This is a genomic window from Nocardia xishanensis NBRC 101358, from assembly GCF_001613365.1.
GTDB lineage: Bacteria > Actinomycetota > Actinomycetes > Mycobacteriales > Mycobacteriaceae > Nocardia > Nocardia xishanensis.
The window spans coordinates 122,426-137,772 of the sequence record NZ_BDCF01000021.1 but is presented as its reverse complement, the minus strand read 5'-3'; the positions used below and the strand labels follow the sequence as shown (position 1 = coordinate 137,772).

The following is a 15,347-nucleotide window of genomic DNA, read 5'->3' as shown; positions in this document are numbered from 1 at the left end:
GGGCTGCGGCGGGTACTGACGCTGACCCGGATGCGGCGCGGCACCGGGCTGCTGCGGCGGCACGGGCGGGCGGCCGACGGGTCCACGCTGGGCGGGCATCGGGCCGGATTGTCCGGGCAACGGTCCGCGCTGAACGGGCATCGGCCCCGACGGCGGCGCCATCCGCCCGCCTTGCGGCGGCCCTGAGGGGCGGCTGACCCGAGGAATTCTCGGATACTCGCCGTAGGGGTCCCGGTGCGTCATGCCGGGATCCTCCTGCGGTTCGCTCTGCGGCCGGACCCGCTCCCAAGGCGCGGCGGGTGCCCGGCGAGCGGGCGGCCCGTCAGGTCGTTCATCAGGTCGAGACCGATGAGCGGATAAATCATCGTCGCTCATCATGCCTCCTGTGTCGTACCGGACCTGCGCATCCGGCATGCCCGATCGGCGTTTCGCCCATCGAGCCTTCCCCGCCGTGCTCGTCGACGCGCCCGCGCCGGAGCGGGCACGACGATGTTCCGATTGTCCCGCACGGTGAGGGCATCCGATCGATCATCCCTCATCGTGTCCGTGTTCCTGTTCGCGTAGTACTCGCTTGCGCGCACGCCGGTACCTATTGACCCGACGCCTGATGCCGGGGTCGAAACCCTCGTCGGCGGGATCGGGCTCGCCACGGAAGCGCCGCCAGAGCCGGCGCCCGGCCAACAGGAACAGCAGAAGTCCGGCGCATCCCGTAATTATGGCCAAGGCCTGGCCGTAGGCGTTCGAACGCACCGAGACCGAGGTGGCGTTGCCGAGCGCGACGCCGTCGGGAGAGGTGAGGGAAATCGGAATCACCAGGTTGCGGCTGTCGCTGACCTCGGTCGGAATCTGGAACGACCGCGTGCCCTTCGGCGGAAGCTGCTGTTCGCCGATGTCGGTGATGTTCGTCTCGGCGGGCGCCTCGATACGGAACCTGATGCGGATGGCGACGGGCAGATCGTTGCGCGCGACAAGCAGCAGCGGGCTCTGCTCGGAAGCCAGCGTGTACACGCCGCCCGGCGGAAGCACCGTCACCGACCGGTACAGGTTGTCCATCGTGCGCGTCGTCTGATCCAGCCGTCGCTGCGCGAAGGTGTCCGGCTGGGTGGCGTTGCCGGTGCGGCGATCGGACAGGGAGAGAACCCGAAGCAGGTCGTCGCGCAGTGGCGTGAGGAACTGGCGCGGCGTCGGCTCGATCTCCGGCGCGTCCACCAGTGCCCGCATCAGTTCGGTGATCCGGTGGCCCTGGTCGCGAGTCGGCGACACGAACCGCGCGGGCACCGCGTCCTGCGCCGCCTGCGGGAGATAGTCGAGCTCGTGCGGTTGCGCGTCCGGCGGTTGCGCGAGCAGATCAGGGAACGAGCGCGGCGTCGCGAGGTTGTTCCTGATCAGCAGCTCCAGCTGCCCGAGCAGGGCGCCGGCCTCGTCCCGGTTGGCGCCCCATTGCTGCGGCGGCACCAGCAGCAGCGAGCGCGGCTTGCCCGGTTCTGGGTGCAGCGCGCTCCACGAGATCGCGCCGAGCGCGTCCTGGAGGCGGGCGGCGCGCGAGTCGTTGGTGACTTCGTAACGCACCTGGTCCGGCGTGAACGACGGCGTCGGCGGATTCGAACCCACCGCGGCGAGCGCCGTCGCGGACCAGATGTCGAAGGTCGCCGCGTGCAGTGCCGGGTCGGGCTGCGCGCCGGGCGGTGCGCCCGGTTCGGTGGCCTGGGGTGACTGCTCCGGCGCCGGATGCGCGGTGACGTCGGGCAGCCGGACCATTTCGGGCGCGGCGGACTCGGAAACATCCGGCTCGGCGCTCGTGGACCGACCGTTGCTGAAATCCGCCGAGCCCGCTTCGCCGACCGGCGCCGCGGCCGTGCCTGCCAGTACAGCGGTTCCGAAACCGTGGCTGCGCAACAACTTTCCGCCGCTGGTGTCGATGCTGCCGGAATCAGGCAGGCTGACACCGCGCAGCGAGCGGGTCGCCAGGATCGAATCGACGATCTCAGCGGGCGCGTGCAACGCGCGCGCCGAGAGCTCGGCATCGTTCACCGCCGCCAGCGCGGTCACGTCCACCTGGGCGAACGGCAACGCCACCGTGCACATCGACGAGGCGAGCGCGCGCAACCGGTCGAGCCAGGTCTGCGCGTGCTCGGAGCCGGTGCCGTCGCGGGTCGCGCCGTCCGGATCCGACGGGCTGGCGAGCACGCGGTAACCCCTGGTCATCGCCTGCACGGTGAGCAGCAGATCCGGGTCGACGGCGACGCACACCGCCGAGCTCAGTCCGCGGTCCCTGCTCGCTCCTGAACCGAGCGCCGACTCCAGCGCACCGAGCAGCTGCTCCAGCCGACCGCCTTTGCCGAGCGAGGCCGCCAGCTCGTCGTCGATCAGCTCGACCTTTCCGTTCACCGAACCGGGCGCGCCCGCCACCATCCGCGGCCGGTCGGCCAGCGGCCACAGCAGCGTGGTCGCCACCGGGGCATCGGTCGGCGCGGGCACCGGCTGCGGGGCGTCCGGCCCCGCGGCGGGCAGGCCGAGCACCGGCAACAGGAACCGGGCGTCGTCGAGCCGAGCCTGGCTGCCGTACGCGGGCTCGCCGTTGACGTTCAACAGCAGCGGATACACGCCGGGCTCGGTGATCTGCAACGACGCGTCGTCGCCCGACCGCAGCGGGATGCTCAACGTGAACTGCTTGCGCTGCCCTGGACTGAGCCGTTCGGCCACGTCCTCGAACGGACCGGTGAGCTCGTAGTTGACCTGGTCGAGCCGCAACGCCGAGCGCAACCCGCTCGGCGCCGACACCGCGGCCGCCCGTTGGATACGGACGCTGACGTCGTCGACGACGCGATCGCCGATGTTGGTCACCGTGCCCGACACCGTGATCAGCGAATCACTGGTCGTGGTCACCGCCGACGGCGTCACCGAATCCAGCGACAGTTTCAGGAATTTGGGCGTCGTGGAATTGTTCGACCCGTTCGGCTGCGCACCGGACGGGGCGGCGAGCAGCACCGGCACGGCCGTCATCGAACCGACCAGGGTCAGGACCGCCACGATGATCCGGAACAGGCCCACCCGTCGCCCGGCCACCACCCCCCACGGAATCGCTGCGCGATGCCGAAAAGTCTGGGTCATCGCTTGCCGGTCTCCATCCGGTCGATCAACCGGTTCGCCACCTCGGCCAGTCTGCGCTCGTCGGCGTAGGCCAGACGAGAATCCAGTTCCGTCAACGGAACCCACGCCACCTGGGTGACCTCCACGTCGGCGTCGGACAACTCGCCGCCGACGGAACGCAAAAGATAATGATGCACGGTCTTGTGTACCCGGCGGCCCTCGGTGACGAACCAGTAATCGATACTGCCCAACTCGGCCACCACCACGCCGTGAATGCCGGTCTCCTCGGCCACCTCACGGATCGCGGTTTGCTCCGCCGTCTCGCCTTCCTCGATATGACCCTTCGGCAACGACCACAGCAACCTGCCACGTCGATCGGTGCGACCGATCAAGGCAGCGCTGCGTTTATCGCTCGGTCCGTCAAGACCGTCCACGACCAATCCCCCCGCCGAAGTCTCCCTGACCGTACGCATGCGCGGTTTCGCCGCATTGGCCGCCGAACCGCGGCGCCGAGGCTGGCGGCGTCGACTGTTCGCGCGATCGGCCGGAGACACCAAGCAATCCTACTGTGCCGGATTTGCCGCGCTGGCGCGCGGCGTGTTCGCGGCCCCTTATGTCTCGCTGCCCAGCGACCAAGACTCGCGACTTCGTCGCATACGTCTCGGCCGCTGGGCAGCGAGACGGCCGCGAACGGGCTCGTCGGGCTCGCCCCTGGGTGGTCGGGAATGTGGGAATCGTGAGTTCATTTCCGGAGTGGTTGTGACCATCGGTTTGTCAGGTGCGATGGATCTCACCATTCGCTCGATGCCGGCGTTCGGGTGCGTGCCGGATATTTCACTCTCCCGGCTCGGTAAGCTGCTGCTTCGTGGTTTCGCCCAAGTCCGAGGATGCCCAAGTGACCGATCCAGCTCCGTTGCCTTCCGAGGAGCGGCGTACCAGGTTGCTGGCTGCGGCGGCGGTCACCCTCGGCGGGCTCGCCGACGTGCTCACGCCACTCGGCGAAATGTTCGCTGCGCGCGGACACGAGCTGTATCTGGTCGGCGGCAGTGTGCGCGACGCCGTGCTCGGGCGGCTCGGCACGGATCTCGACTTCACCACCAGCGCGCGGCCCGAACAAGTGCAGGAACTGATGCGCGGGTGGGCCGACCACCTGTGGGATACCGGCGGCCTGGCGTTCGGCACGGTCAGCGCGGCCAAGGCCGATCAGCAGCTGGAGATCACCACCTTCCGCAGCGACTCCTACGACCGGGTCTCGCGCAATCCGGAGATCACCTTCGGCGACACACTCGAAGGCGACCTGGTGCGCCGCGACTTCACCGTCAACGCGATGGCCGTGAAGATCGCCGCGGACGGTTCGCTCGAGTTCGTCGATCCGCTCCGCGGCATGGACGCGCTGCTGGCCGGCGTGCTGGATACGCCTGCGACGCCGGAGGATTCGTTCCACGACGATCCGCTGCGCATGCTGCGCGCCGCCCGCTTCGTCTCCCAGCTCGGCTTCGAACTGGCGCCACGGGTACGCACGGCCATCGAGGCGATGGCGGGCGAGATCGATCGCATCACCGCCGAGCGAGTGCGCACCGAACTCGACAAGCTCATCGCAGGCGCGCATCCGATCGACGGCATCAACATCATGTGTGAGAGCGGTCTGGCCCAGCAGGTGCTGCCCGAGGTGCCCGCCATGAAGCTGGAGATCGACGAGCACCACCAGCACAAGGACGTGTACTGGCACTCGCTCACCGTGCTTCAGCAGGCAATCGACCTGGAGGACGGTGACCCGGACCTGGTGCTGCGCTGGGCGGCGCTGCTGCACGACATCGGCAAGCCCGACACCAAGCGCAACGAGCCGGGCGGCGGAGTCAGCTTCCACCATCACGAGGTGGTCGGCGCCAAGATGGTGCGCAAGCGGATGCGCGCGCTGAAGTATCCGAAGCAGTTCACCGAGGAAGTGGCCAGGCTGGTCTTCCTGCACCTGCGTTTCCACGGCTACGGCAAAGGGCAGTGGACCGATTCCGCGGTGCGCCGCTACGTCACCGACGCCGACGAGCTGCTGCCCCGGCTGCACAAGCTGGTTCGCGCGGACTGCACCACCCGTAACAAGCGTCGCGCCGCTGCCCTGCAGGCCACCTACGACGAGCTGGAGACGCGCATCGAGCGGATCCAGCAGCAGGAGGATCTGGCCAAGGTCCGCCCGGATCTGGACGGCAACGCCATCATGGAGCTGCTCGGCCTGCCGCCCGGCCCCGAGGTCGGCAAGGCGTGGCGTTTCCTCAAGGAGCTGCGCCTCGACCGCGGCCCGCTGACCCGCGAGGAAGCCGAGGCCGCGCTGTTGGAATGGTGGAAGTCGCAGAGCTGAAAGGGCTTTCGCAGCCATTGAGGACAAGCGTCAGAAGACGATGAGCGTGGTGCCCGCGACGATGGCGTTGCGCATCTGCGCCAGGTCGAACGAACCGGTCGTCTCCGGCAGGTCCGCGCGGAATCGAACCAGGTCACCCTCGCGGGCGGCGTGTGAGATGCGGGCGTGGCGCGGCAGGTTCTCCAGCAGCAGCGCGGGCGCGGTGATCACGCGCCGCGGTATCCGGACGCCGAACCAGTTGGCCCGGTGGATCTCGATGGTGAACAGGTTGTTCTCGACCGCTGCGTCGACCAGCGCGGTCAGTCCGTGTCTTCGGTGCCTGGCCAGGATCAGGCCGCTCTCGTGCACGCTGAGCCGCCAGTCCAGCGGCAGGGTGTTCAGCCAGCCGACCAGGGCCGCCGTGGTGACGGTGCCTTCCAGATCCAGTTGAGACGCCCGCACCTTCGTCGGGACGCCAGGGATCAGCCGGACGCCGTGCGCGATCACCGTGACCGCTTCGATCGAATGTTCGTCCCAGCTCAGCCGCGACAGCACCGTCTTGGTCTGGAAGTGCGCTCCGCGCCTGCGCACCTTCAGCACCTGCAGCGTCGCGTTCACCTCGTGGCCGAGCAGGGTGGCGTTGACCTCTTGACCGCCGAACCTGCTGAGGATGCCTTCGCTCAGCACCGTCATAAGCACATCCGGCATCAGCGCCGTGACCGTGCCGGAGCCGAGGTCGACGACCGGATCCACCCACGAGGTGGTCGTCGCGATCCATTGCTCCAGCCAGGACTGGTCGAACAGGCGCTTGCCGAAGTCGACGGCCCACAGCGGTGACCATGACTTCGGATCGAAATACGTGGCCATGATTGCTCCGAGGGTACTTGCCTGCGCGCGGTGCGACCATCCGTGCGAAAAGGTGACCATCGGTGCTCGGCCCGCCGCTTCTTGGCCTGCGCAGCGCGCGAGGACGACAATGTCATCGGCGGGATGAACGGCGAGAGGACATCGATGACGCTGGATCTCAACAGCGATCTCGGCGAGGGCTTCGGCCCGTGGACGATGGGCGACGATGAGGCGATGCTCGAAATCGTGACCAGCGCCAACATTGCCTGCGGCTCCCACGCCGGTGATCCGTCGATCATGCGCGCCACCTGCGCGACAGCGGTGCGCAAGGGGGTGCGGATCGGCGCGCATGTCGGGTACCGGGATCTGGTCGGGTTCGGCAGGCGCGCGATCGCGGTCGCGCCCGCCGAGCTGCGCGACGAGGTGCTGTATCAGATCGGGGCGCTGGACGCCTTCGCAAGGGCCGCGGGCGACCGGGTCCGCTATGTGAAGCCGCACGGCGCGCTCTATCACGGCACCTCGGCGGACCGGGAGCTGGCCGAGGCGCTGATCACGGCGGTGGCCGAGTACGACGACGAACTCGCGCTGCTCGGCCCGGCCGGTTCAGAGCTCGAAATGGCTGCCGCCGAGGCGAAGATCCGGTTCGTCGGCGAGGGCTTCGCCGACCGCGCTTACACCCCGGCCGGCTCACTCGCTCCGCGCGGACTGCCCGGCGCGGTATTGCACGCCGACGACGCGGTGGCGCAGGCGATGTCGATCGCGGCGTCGCGCACTGCGCGCACGATCGAGGGTGGCGAAGTAGTGGTCGTCGCGGCCAGTCTGTGCGTGCACGGCGACAGCCCTGCCGCGGTGGAGATGGCGCGGCGGATTCGCGCCGCTCTCGCGGAGTCGGGTGTCCCGGTCGAGCCGTTCGCGTGAACCGGAGGTCGCCATGAGGGATCGAAGATCGCCCTGGCAGTCGCACATTCGTGCGGCGGGGGATCGGGCGCTGCTGGTGACGCCGCACGATCCCGGTCTTGCCGCCGCGTTGAGCGAGGCGCTGCGCATCAGCGCGCCAGCGGGCGTGCAAGATGTTTTGCCCGCGGCGGAAACCGTGCTGATAACGCTGGTTTCCGTCGCCGAGGCCGAATCGGTGCGCCGCGAGATCTGCACTTTGCTGGAAGACGCGCAGCGCGCGGCTGATTCGCGAAATGTTTCCCGTGAAACTTTGCCGCACAACGACTCTCCGCAACCCATCGTCATTCCGGTGCGCTATGACGGAGCGGATCTCGCCGACGTCGCCGAGCTGCTGGGCTTGACCGAGGACGAGGTGATCGCTGCGCATACCGGCACGGCGTGGCGCTGTGCGTTCGTCGGATTCGCGCCGGGTTTCGGCTACCTCGAATCCCCCGACGGGCGCCTGACCGTGCCCCGCAGGGACGCGGCTCGCACGTCGATACCCGCGGGCGCCGTCGCGCTCGCGGGCGGCTACTCGGCGGTGTATCCGCGCAGCACGCCGGGCGGTTGGCAGTTGATCGGTCGCACCGAACTGCCGATGTGGGATGTCGACCGGGATCCGCCCGCGTTGGTCCGCGCGGGCGGCTGGGTCCGTTTCGAGGTGGCCGGATGATTCTGATCGAGTGGGTCGGCCCGCTGGCCACCATCCAGGATCTCGGCCGTCCGGGCTGGTTCGATTCCGGTGTCGGCCCGGCGGGCGCGGCCGATCGCGCGTCGTTCCGCCTGGCGAATCGTCTGGTCGGGAATCCGGAGGACGCGGCGGCGATCGAAGTGCTGCTCGGCGGATTGGTGTTGCGCGCCGAACGACATCACACGGTCGCCGTCACCGGCGCGCCCGTCCAAGCGGTGCTGGACGGTGTCCAGGTCGGACATGCCAGCGTGCTGGAAATCGATGAGGGACAGTCCCTTCGTCTCGGTTTCGCGCCGACCGGACTGCGCAGCTACGTCGCAGTGCGCGGCGGTATCGACGTCACGCCGGTCCTCGGCTCGCGCAGCCACGACACACTGTCGGGCATCGGGCCGGAACCGTTGCGTGCCGGCGTTCGCTTGCCGATCGGCCCTGTTCCGCGCGGGCTGCCGCTCATCGACGTCGCGCCGGTCGCGGGCCCCTCGGGCGATGTCGTGACAGTGCGGGCGCTGCTCGGCCCGCGCGACGACTGGTTCGACGACGCCGCGATGCTTTTCGTGGGCGAGTGGGCGGTGTCCACCGACACCGACCGTGTGGGCGCTCGCATCGACCGGGTCAGCGGACCCCCGTTGCGTCGGCGAATCCCCGGCGAATTGCGCACCGAGGGTATGGCGTTCGGCTCGGTCCAGGTGCCGCCGAGCGGCCAGCCGGTGATCTTCCTCGCCGATCACCCGATCACCGGCGGCTATCCGGTCATCGCGGTGGTACTCGACGCCGACGTCGACGCGGTGGCACAGGCCAGGCCGGGTCAACGCCTGCGCTTCGTGCGGGTCAGCTGATCATTTCGGGGCGCGCACGTCGGCGCGCATCAGATACACGTTGTAGGTGTCCCAGGCCGAGATGGTGAAGTACAGGTCCCGTCCGGATGACCACGGGTGGATGAAGCCGCCGTAGGCCTTGGGATAGTCCGAGGTGTAGGCCAACGGCACGGTGTTGGTCCAGATGCCCTGCGGCGCAGCGGCTTCCCGCAGCACGATCGCACCCTGCGCCGAATCGAGGTACACCATCTGCCATTTGCCCGCGGCCGCGTCGTAGCGCACCGACACCTCGCTCGCGATGCCGAGAAACAGTGGCGTCGCGTGGTTTTCGATGATCGGCGCCCAGCTGCCGTGCACCCAGTACTGGTAGGCCGTCTTGTTCAGCACCTGCTTCTTCGGCACCCTGGCCAACCCGACCATGCCGACCCGGCCGTTGGGCGTGCCGAACATGTAGACGTAGTCGCGCTGCGGGACCATCGCGGCGACCTGGAACTGGCCGACGCCGAAGAGGTTGTCCCACCTGGCGTACTGATCCTTGGTCCAGGTGCTGCCGTTGTCGTCGGACCAGGCGATGCCGCCGTAATTGGTTCGCCACATGCCGGGGATGCGGCTCCACCTGTTCACCGACATGTAGCTCAGGTACTGGCGCTTCCCGATCGCGAACCCGGAGGTCGGGATCACGGTGGTCTCCCAGTTCTTGATCTTGCGGCTGCTCAGGATCTCGGCCGCGTGGCATCGGCTGTCCTGCACCATGGTGTCGATGGTCAGGCCGTCGGAAAGGTCGCGATCGGTGCTGTAGGCCAGCACGTTGCTGCGCCAGTCCGGGCCGCCGGCGCCGCCGGGCGCCCAGCCCTCGCCGAAGGTGTCGCCGAAGACGACGGCGACCTCGCCCGGCTTGGTCTCCCACATCAGGCCGAGGTCGGTGCCGTCGACCTGCCAGCGCATGTCGGTGCGGTTGACCGAGCCGTGCCCGGTGACCTGGCCGACCAATTCGACCTCGCCGACCAACGGCTCGCCGACGCTCTCGGCCACCGGCCCCGGTTCGATCGGGTGCACGGCCGGCGGCGGCGGGACCTGGGGCTCCTCGCCGGGACCGCCCGGCACCGGAACGGGGATCGGCTCGATCTCCGGGCGGAACTCGATGCGCGGCACCTGGATTCCGCCGTTGCCCGATCCCGAGCCGCTGCCGGAATCCGAACTGCCCGAGCCAGAGCCCGAGCTGCCGGATCCCGAACTGCCAGAATCCGAACTGCCTGGTCCAGGACTGCCGGATCCCGAACTGCCCGTGCCGGAACCACTGCCGCTGCCCGAGCTCGATCCGGTTCCGCCGGGTTCGGGCGTCTCGGGCGTCTCGGGGTCCGAGGCCTCCGTCGCCGGTTTCGGCGTGTCGCGGATGTCGGGACACGGATTGCGGCATGGGTCCTCGGGCAGCCGCTCGGGAACGATGCGGGTGGTGTCCGGCGGCGGGTCAGGTACGGGCACCGGGGTGATCTCCGGAATGGGCACCGGAATGTCGATCTGCGGCGGAAGGGTGATCGGCGGTGGCTGCGGCAGGCTCGGATCGGGCTCGCGAGCAAGCGGATCGAAGCCGGTCTCGCCGCACAGATTCACCGGTGGCGGCGCCCACGGATGCGGAGCGGCCTGCGCGGGCGCGGGGACCGTCAGCACTGCGGCGAGCAACACGCCGAAGAGCGCTGGGGTCTCCAGCTTCCGCGGCGGCGCTCCCATACCTGTTGACTCCCTTGTCGAATCGGTCGCAGCTAGATCAACTTACCGGAACCGACGTCCGCAGGCCGGACACCGTGCTGAGCCGATCCCGATCGCGATGGAACCGGATTCGGGCCGGTCGCGTCCAAGCAGATATGAACGACATCGAGTACGGCTTCGGGGCGGGCGATGGCGCCGTCCACGTCTGGTCGTCATCGGCCGATCTCGACTTGGCCCGCACCGGCACCGCCGACGCCATCCAGCTGGATTTCGACGGCGACGGCCTGGCCGACGACGCGATGTGGGATTCGCACGGCACCGGCGCCGCCGACGTCGCCGCGCTGGATCTCGACGACGACGGCGTGCTCGACCACTTCTATACCGATCCCACCGGCCTCGGCACCTGGGATCACCAGATCACCGGCTCGGCCGCCGACGCGTCCAGCGAACCGCTCGACTGGATCGTGCGCACCGGCCCAGATCCGCTCGCCACCCCGCAGTACGGTGCGGCCCCCGCCGTCACCGAAGCACTCGCCGACTATCCGATCCACCCGGAGACGGCCGCGCAGGCGGGCACTGGGCATGAGATTCCCCCGTGGGAACATCCGATGTCGCCGCGAGGGCTGCCACCCGCTCCGAATCATCCCGAGCCGCCGCACCATTCGGCCCCGCTGGAATCGGAGCATCCGATCCGGTCCGACCGCCCTGCCCGCCCAGGCGGCACACCGCCGCTGCCAACGGAGACCGAACCGCTCGCACCGGCACCCGACATGTCGGGGAATTCGCACTCCCGCTACTGATCCGTTCTAACGCGCGGCCGCCCGCCGCCTGCTGTTCAGCGCGATCGCGAGAATTCCCAGTCCGTATCCGACCGCGCCGGCCACGACCACCGGCAGCGAGCGCCCGTCGTCGGGGATCAGCACGGCGGCGAGGGCGATGGCCGAGACGAACGCGATGTTGAAGACGGTGTCTTGCAGGGCGAATACCTGCCCGCGCCGGGCGTCATCGATATCTATCTGCATGGTGGCGTCGCCGGTCAGTTTGATCGTCTGCCCGGCGAGCCCGAACAGGAAGGCGCCCGCAAGCAGCAGATGATGCGCGCGCTCGGCCGCCGCACCGGCCTCCGCAACGGCGATGGGCGTCACCAGGGTCAGCTGCACGATCATCGCCGCCACCAGACCGGTGACCACCGTGCGCGATCGGCCGAGCCGCGGGATCACCAGCGGTGCGACGACGGCGGCGACCAGCATGCCCGCGGCCGTCGCCGCGATCGCCACCCCGAATCCGATCAGGCCGCTGCTCAGCCCGGAACCGCTGGGAACATGCCGCAGCACCAGCACCATGATCAGCGTGTTCGCTCCGAACACCACGCGGTGCGTGCCGATGCCGATCATCGCCGTAGTCACCGACACGGACTGCCAGACCGCACTCGCGCCGGTGCGCAGTCCGGTCATGATCGCGTGCACGGTCCCCTCCCTCACCACGCTGCCGTCTTCCGGCCCGAGTACGCCGGGCCGGAAGCCCGCCGCGAGCAGCGCACCGAGCACCGAACCGGTCGCGCTGATCGCGACGGCGACGGCGGACGCGAAATCGCCCGCCCCGATCACCCCGATGACGGCCACCGCGATGGCGGCGCCCCCGGCCGCGCAGCCGGAGGCCACCGTGGCGAGCACCGAATTCATCGGCACCAGCCACTGCTGGGCGAGCACCTTCGGCAACGCCGCGGAGACGCCCGCCATCACGAACCGGCTGATGCCGATCACGGCCAGCGCGAGCAGCAGCAGCGGCGGCTCCGCGATGCCCGTGACCAGGCCCACGCTCGCCACGGCGATCAACACGGCACGCAGCGCATTCGCGACCAGCAGCACCGCGCGCCGATCCCAGCGGTCGAGCAATGCGCCCGCGTAGGGCCCGATCACCGAATACGGCAACAGCAGGACGGCGAAGCCCGCGGCGACGGCGAGTGGATCGGTCTCGCGCTCGGGGTTGAACAGGATCGCGCCGGATAGCGCGGCTTGGAACATCCCGTCGCCGAACTGTCCGGCGAAACGCACGATCGCCAAGCGCACCACGCCGGGACTCTCGCGCAACGCCGTGCGCAACGGCACGCGCGGCGCGTCGGCGGGCGGGCTGTCTTCTTGGCGACCGATCGACACCGCCTTGATTGTGCCCTCTCGGGTGCGCGCGGCCCGAGGTACGCCCTCGATCAGCCCCAGCTGACCAGGGAACTGACGGCCGCCCGCATATCGGGCGCCATCGGCAGCTCGTCGAGCGCGCCCGCGTCGATCCAGGCGAAGGCGTCGTGTTCGCCGGGAGCCAGCGCCACCTCGCCGGGCTCCACCTCGACGAGGAAGCTGAATTTGCGCACCCTCGGCTTGGTGCGGGTGGCGTAGTCGATGCCGCCGAGGAACTCGGTGATGCTGCGCACCCGCAGCCCGGTCTCCTCGAACAACTCGCGCGCCACGCACTCGGCGAAGGTCTCCCCCGATTCCACGCCGCCGCCGGGCAGTTCGTACATGCCGCCGTGGTAGTCGTCGGGCACCCGCCGGACCACGAGGAGCTTCCGGTCGCGGAACACGGCGACCCCGACCACGAAGTCGCTGATGCCGTCGCGGCGCGCCTCGGAGCGGAGCTGCCGCTCGATGCGATCGAGCGCCTCCCGTCGCATTTCGGCTCTCACCTCCGGTTCCGTTGGGGCGCATCGTGTTACGAACCCGGTGCCGTCGGGAGAGGGCTCCGTCGCCGGTTACCCTACGTGTCCTGTTCCCGCTTCGGCGCACCGGTCGGTACTGGTCGCCTGCCGTTCACCCGCTGGTCGCTCGCGTAAAATGCCGAGTGCAGGACAATTTACTAGGAATCAGGAGTACGGCGACCTCGAGTGCTCCTACCCTGAAAGGTGATCGGTGCACGGTCGGAGAGAGGAGGACCCCGATGTCCACACTCACTACGCCTCACATCGATGTCCACCGTGGCGGCGACCGCATGAAAACGCGGGTGTCCTGGCTGGATTCGAAGCATTCGTTCTCCTTCGGTGAGCACTACGACCCGGAGAACACCCATCACGGCCTGCTGTTGGTGAACAACGAGGACATCGTGCTGCCCGGGCAGGGTTTCGACACCCATCCGCACCGGGACATGGAGATCGTCACCTGGGTCCTAGCCGGCAGCCTGGTGCATCAGGACTCGCTCGGACACAGCGGCGTCATCTACCCCGGCCTCGCCCAGCGGATGAGCGCGGGCATCGGCATCCTGCATTCGGAGAAGAACGACTCATGGCGGCTGGACGACAGCGCCGAGCACCAGGAGCCGGTGCATTTCGTGCAGATGTGGGTCGTGCCCGACGAGCCTGGCCTGACCCCTGGCTACCAGCAGCTGGAGATCGACGACGAGCTGGCGGGCGGCGGCTTGGTCACGGTGGCCTCCGGCCTGCCGCGCTACCGCGATCGCACCGCCATCGCCATCAACAGCAGCCATTCCGCGCTGCACGTTGCCCGCATGCTCGGTGCCGAGGCTGGTGCGGCGCCGCAGGTGATCGACCTGCCGGACGCGCCGTACCTGCATGTTTTCGTCGCCCGCGGCGAGGTGGAGATGGAAGGCGTCGGACCGTTGTACGAGGGTGACGCGGTGCGCCTGACCCGCAGCGGCGGCCAGCGCATCACCGCGCACGGCCCGGCGGAGGTTCTGGTCTGGGAGATGCACGCGCGACTCGGCGGGCAATGAGCGGTCCCTCGTTCGATTTGTCCGATTAACATCCGAACGTGGGGAGTGCGATCAGTAGGCGACCGCCGCACAGCGCTCCCGCAGGATCCGCGAGACCCCGCAGCGAGTTCCACAGCGGCACCGACTGAGAGGAAGTCCATGTCGCAATATCCCCCGCCCGGCCAGTACCCTCCGCCGCCGCCAGGACAGTATCCGCCGCCCGGCGGGTATCCCCCGCCAGGACAGGGCGGTTACTGGCAGGAATCGCCGAAGGGCAAGGGCCTCGCCATCACCGCGCTGGTTCTCGGCATCCTGGCGCTGCTCAGCTTCTGGACCCTCCTCGGCGGCATCGTGTTCGGCCTGTTCGGCCTGATCTTCGGCATCATCGCCTTCGCCAAGGCAAGGCGGGGCACCGCGGGCGGGACCGGAATGGCCATCACCGGTGCGATCTTGAGCGTGCTCGCCCTGATCGGCTCGATCCTGATCGCTATCGTCGGCTGGAGCTTCTTCGTCGACTCGGGCGGCAAGGACCTGATCGACTGCCTGGACAAGGCCGGCAACGATCAGTCCAAGATCGAGGAGTGCGAGCGGAAGTGGAATCAGAACATCGAGGATCGCTTCAGCGTCACGTTGACGCCGCGGCCGACGCCGTAAGCGAAACTCATTCGTTCTTGACCGGGATCGCCGCCGACCTGGTGGCGGCGATCACCTCCGGCAGCTCCGGCCGGTAGTCCATGTCCGGTCGCGCGACCCAGGTGCGGTAGCCGCTGTGTTCGTCGGCGGGCGATGGCAGCACGATTCGGCTGCCGGGCAAGGCGACCGAGGCGCAGACGCGGAACAGGTCGGAGAAGAGCACCATGTCCAGGTAGGAGTTGTCGGTCGGGCCGGTCAGGAACGTCCAGCGCCCTGAACGCGGATGCGCGATGATCGGGCCGCCGCGCCGTCCTCCGATGGTGAGCAGTGCGCGCACCTTCGTGCCGAGGGAGGCGGGCATGACGACCGCGCCGACGGCGCCGACCTCCAGCATGATGCGGCCCAGCGCCGGGTCGACGACGGCGTACAGCCCGTTGTCCTTGCGGTAGTGACGGCAGCGGGCGAAGGCGTCCTGGGCGGTTGTGTACTCCTGGGCGGCCGCGTGCGACGGCGAGGCGTCCGGTGCTCCGAGCGGGCCGTGACTGCCTGATTCAATGCGGAACGTGCTCATGACGTACCTCGCCTCGATGCTGAGTGA

15 protein-coding genes are annotated in these 15,347 nt (G+C 68.9%); 8 read left to right on the top strand and 7 right to left on the bottom strand.

Going from position 1 to position 15,347, the window contains the following annotated elements:
* The coding region (locus NX1_RS37425) for a hypothetical protein (protein WP_218024145.1) at nucleotides 1-186 on the top strand (186 nt) is incomplete at its 5' end.
* Between the two features lie 342 nt (nucleotides 187-528).
* Here NX1_RS37425 and NX1_RS18765 read toward each other — a convergent pair.
* Together NX1_RS18765 and NX1_RS18760 are read right to left on the bottom strand one after the other, a co-directional pair.
* The gene (locus NX1_RS18765) at nucleotides 529-3,111 is read right to left on the bottom strand and encodes a DUF6049 family protein (RefSeq protein WP_084501547.1); all 2,583 of its coding nucleotides are present in this window, start codon (nucleotides 3,109-3,111) and stop codon (nucleotides 529-531) included.
* Nucleotides 3,108-3,644 carry an NUDIX hydrolase gene (locus NX1_RS18760; RefSeq protein WP_084501546.1) on the bottom strand — a complete coding sequence of 179 codons (537 nt, stop codon included), beginning with the start codon at nucleotides 3,642-3,644 and terminating at the stop codon, nucleotides 3,108-3,110. The genes NX1_RS18765 and NX1_RS18760 overlap by 4 nt, the downstream gene beginning before the upstream one ends.
* Before the next feature lie 341 nt (nucleotides 3,645-3,985).
* On the opposite strand from NX1_RS18760, the gene NX1_RS18755 reads away from it, so the two are divergent.
* A complete protein-coding gene (locus tag NX1_RS18755) occupies nucleotides 3,986-5,443 on the top strand; it encodes a CCA tRNA nucleotidyltransferase (RefSeq protein WP_068060781.1) in 1,458 nt (485 codons plus the stop codon).
* A gap of 30 nt (nucleotides 5,444-5,473) precedes the next feature.
* Here the strand turns inward: NX1_RS18755 and NX1_RS18750 are convergent, their stop codons facing one another.
* Nucleotides 5,474-6,289, bottom strand: a complete 816-nt coding sequence (locus NX1_RS18750; protein ID WP_068060778.1) for a hypothetical protein — start codon at nucleotides 6,287-6,289, stop codon at nucleotides 5,474-5,476.
* A gap of 144 nt (nucleotides 6,290-6,433) precedes the next feature.
* Between NX1_RS18750 and NX1_RS18745 the strand changes: the two genes are divergently transcribed.
* Genes NX1_RS18745 through NX1_RS18735 form a run of 3 tightly spaced genes read left to right on the top strand, consistent with a single transcriptional unit; the run spans nucleotide 6,434 to nucleotide 8,731 of the window.
* Nucleotides 6,434-7,186: a LamB/YcsF family protein gene (locus NX1_RS18745; RefSeq protein ID WP_068060865.1), complete on the top strand. Its 753-nt coding sequence runs from the start codon at nucleotides 6,434-6,436 to the stop codon at nucleotides 7,184-7,186.
* Between the two features lie 13 nt (nucleotides 7,187-7,199).
* Entirely contained in the window at nucleotides 7,200-7,877 is a 678-nt protein-coding gene (locus tag NX1_RS18740) for a 5-oxoprolinase subunit B family protein (protein WP_068060777.1), read from the top strand.
* Entirely contained in the window at nucleotides 7,874-8,731 is an 858-nt protein-coding gene (locus NX1_RS18735) for a 5-oxoprolinase subunit C family protein (RefSeq protein WP_068060775.1), read from the top strand. The genes NX1_RS18740 and NX1_RS18735 overlap by 4 nt, the downstream gene beginning before the upstream one ends.
* Here NX1_RS18735 and NX1_RS18730 read toward each other — a convergent pair whose 3' ends face one another.
* The gene (locus NX1_RS18730) at nucleotides 8,732-10,438 is read right to left on the bottom strand and encodes a glycoside hydrolase family 183 protein (protein ID WP_068060773.1); all 1,707 of its coding nucleotides are present in this window, start codon (nucleotides 10,436-10,438) and stop codon (nucleotides 8,732-8,734) included.
* A gap of 134 nt (nucleotides 10,439-10,572) precedes the next feature.
* Between NX1_RS18730 and NX1_RS18725 the strand changes: the two genes are divergently transcribed.
* On the top strand, nucleotides 10,573-11,217 hold the full coding sequence (locus NX1_RS18725; protein ID WP_068060769.1) for a hypothetical protein: 645 nt from the start codon (nucleotides 10,573-10,575) through the stop codon (nucleotides 11,215-11,217).
* A gap of 6 nt (nucleotides 11,218-11,223) precedes the next feature.
* Here NX1_RS18725 and NX1_RS18720 read toward each other — a convergent pair whose 3' ends face one another.
* Nucleotides 11,224-12,573, bottom strand: a complete 1,350-nt coding sequence (locus NX1_RS18720) for an MFS transporter (RefSeq protein WP_084501545.1) — start codon at nucleotides 12,571-12,573, stop codon at nucleotides 11,224-11,226.
* A 50-nt stretch (nucleotides 12,574-12,623) separates the two neighbouring features.
* Nucleotides 12,624-13,097, bottom strand: a complete 474-nt coding sequence (locus NX1_RS18715; RefSeq protein WP_245668567.1) for an NUDIX domain-containing protein — start codon at nucleotides 13,095-13,097, stop codon at nucleotides 12,624-12,626.
* Between the two features lie 251 nt (nucleotides 13,098-13,348).
* On the opposite strand from NX1_RS18715, the gene NX1_RS18710 reads away from it, so the two are divergent.
* Both NX1_RS18710 and NX1_RS18705 read left to right on the top strand, forming a co-directional pair.
* Nucleotides 13,349-14,137 carry a pirin family protein gene (locus NX1_RS18710; RefSeq protein WP_068060763.1) on the top strand — a complete coding sequence of 263 codons (789 nt, stop codon included), beginning with the start codon at nucleotides 13,349-13,351 and terminating at the stop codon, nucleotides 14,135-14,137.
* A gap of 138 nt (nucleotides 14,138-14,275) precedes the next feature.
* The gene (locus NX1_RS18705; protein WP_068060760.1) at nucleotides 14,276-14,770 is read left to right on the top strand and encodes a DUF4190 domain-containing protein; all 495 of its coding nucleotides are present in this window, start codon (nucleotides 14,276-14,278) and stop codon (nucleotides 14,768-14,770) included.
* Between the two features lie 7 nt (nucleotides 14,771-14,777).
* Here NX1_RS18705 and NX1_RS18700 read toward each other — a convergent pair whose 3' ends face one another.
* Entirely contained in the window at nucleotides 14,778-15,320 is a 543-nt protein-coding gene (locus NX1_RS18700; RefSeq protein ID WP_068060755.1) for a hypothetical protein, read from the bottom strand.
* Between the last annotated feature and the right edge of the window lie 27 nt (nucleotides 15,321-15,347).

What these genes read in the sequence shown, in the direction of transcription:
- NX1_RS18765 (WP_084501547.1), bottom strand. Translation starts at nt 3,111, where the DNA reads ATGACCCAGACTTTTCGGCATCGCGCAGCGATTCCGTGGGGGGTGGTG.
- NX1_RS18745 (WP_068060865.1), top strand. Translation starts at nt 6,434, where the DNA reads ATGACGCTGGATCTCAACAGCGATCTCGGCGAGGGCTTCGGCCCGTGG.
- NX1_RS18740 (WP_068060777.1), top strand. Translation starts at nt 7,200, where the DNA reads ATGAGGGATCGAAGATCGCCCTGGCAGTCGCACATTCGTGCGGCGGGG.
- NX1_RS18725 (WP_068060769.1), top strand. Translation starts at nt 10,573, where the DNA reads ATGAACGACATCGAGTACGGCTTCGGGGCGGGCGATGGCGCCGTCCAC.
- NX1_RS18750 (WP_068060778.1), bottom strand. Translation starts at nt 6,289, where the DNA reads ATGGCCACGTATTTCGATCCGAAGTCATGGTCACCGCTGTGGGCCGTC.
- NX1_RS18700 (WP_068060755.1), bottom strand. Translation starts at nt 15,320, where the DNA reads ATGAGCACGTTCCGCATTGAATCAGGCAGTCACGGCCCGCTCGGAGCA.
- NX1_RS18730 (WP_068060773.1), bottom strand. Translation starts at nt 10,438, where the DNA reads ATGGGAGCGCCGCCGCGGAAGCTGGAGACCCCAGCGCTCTTCGGCGTG.
- NX1_RS18735 (WP_068060775.1), top strand. Translation starts at nt 7,874, where the DNA reads ATGATTCTGATCGAGTGGGTCGGCCCGCTGGCCACCATCCAGGATCTC.
- NX1_RS18710 (WP_068060763.1), top strand. Translation starts at nt 13,349, where the DNA reads ATGTCCACACTCACTACGCCTCACATCGATGTCCACCGTGGCGGCGAC.
- NX1_RS18705 (WP_068060760.1), top strand. Translation starts at nt 14,276, where the DNA reads ATGTCGCAATATCCCCCGCCCGGCCAGTACCCTCCGCCGCCGCCAGGA.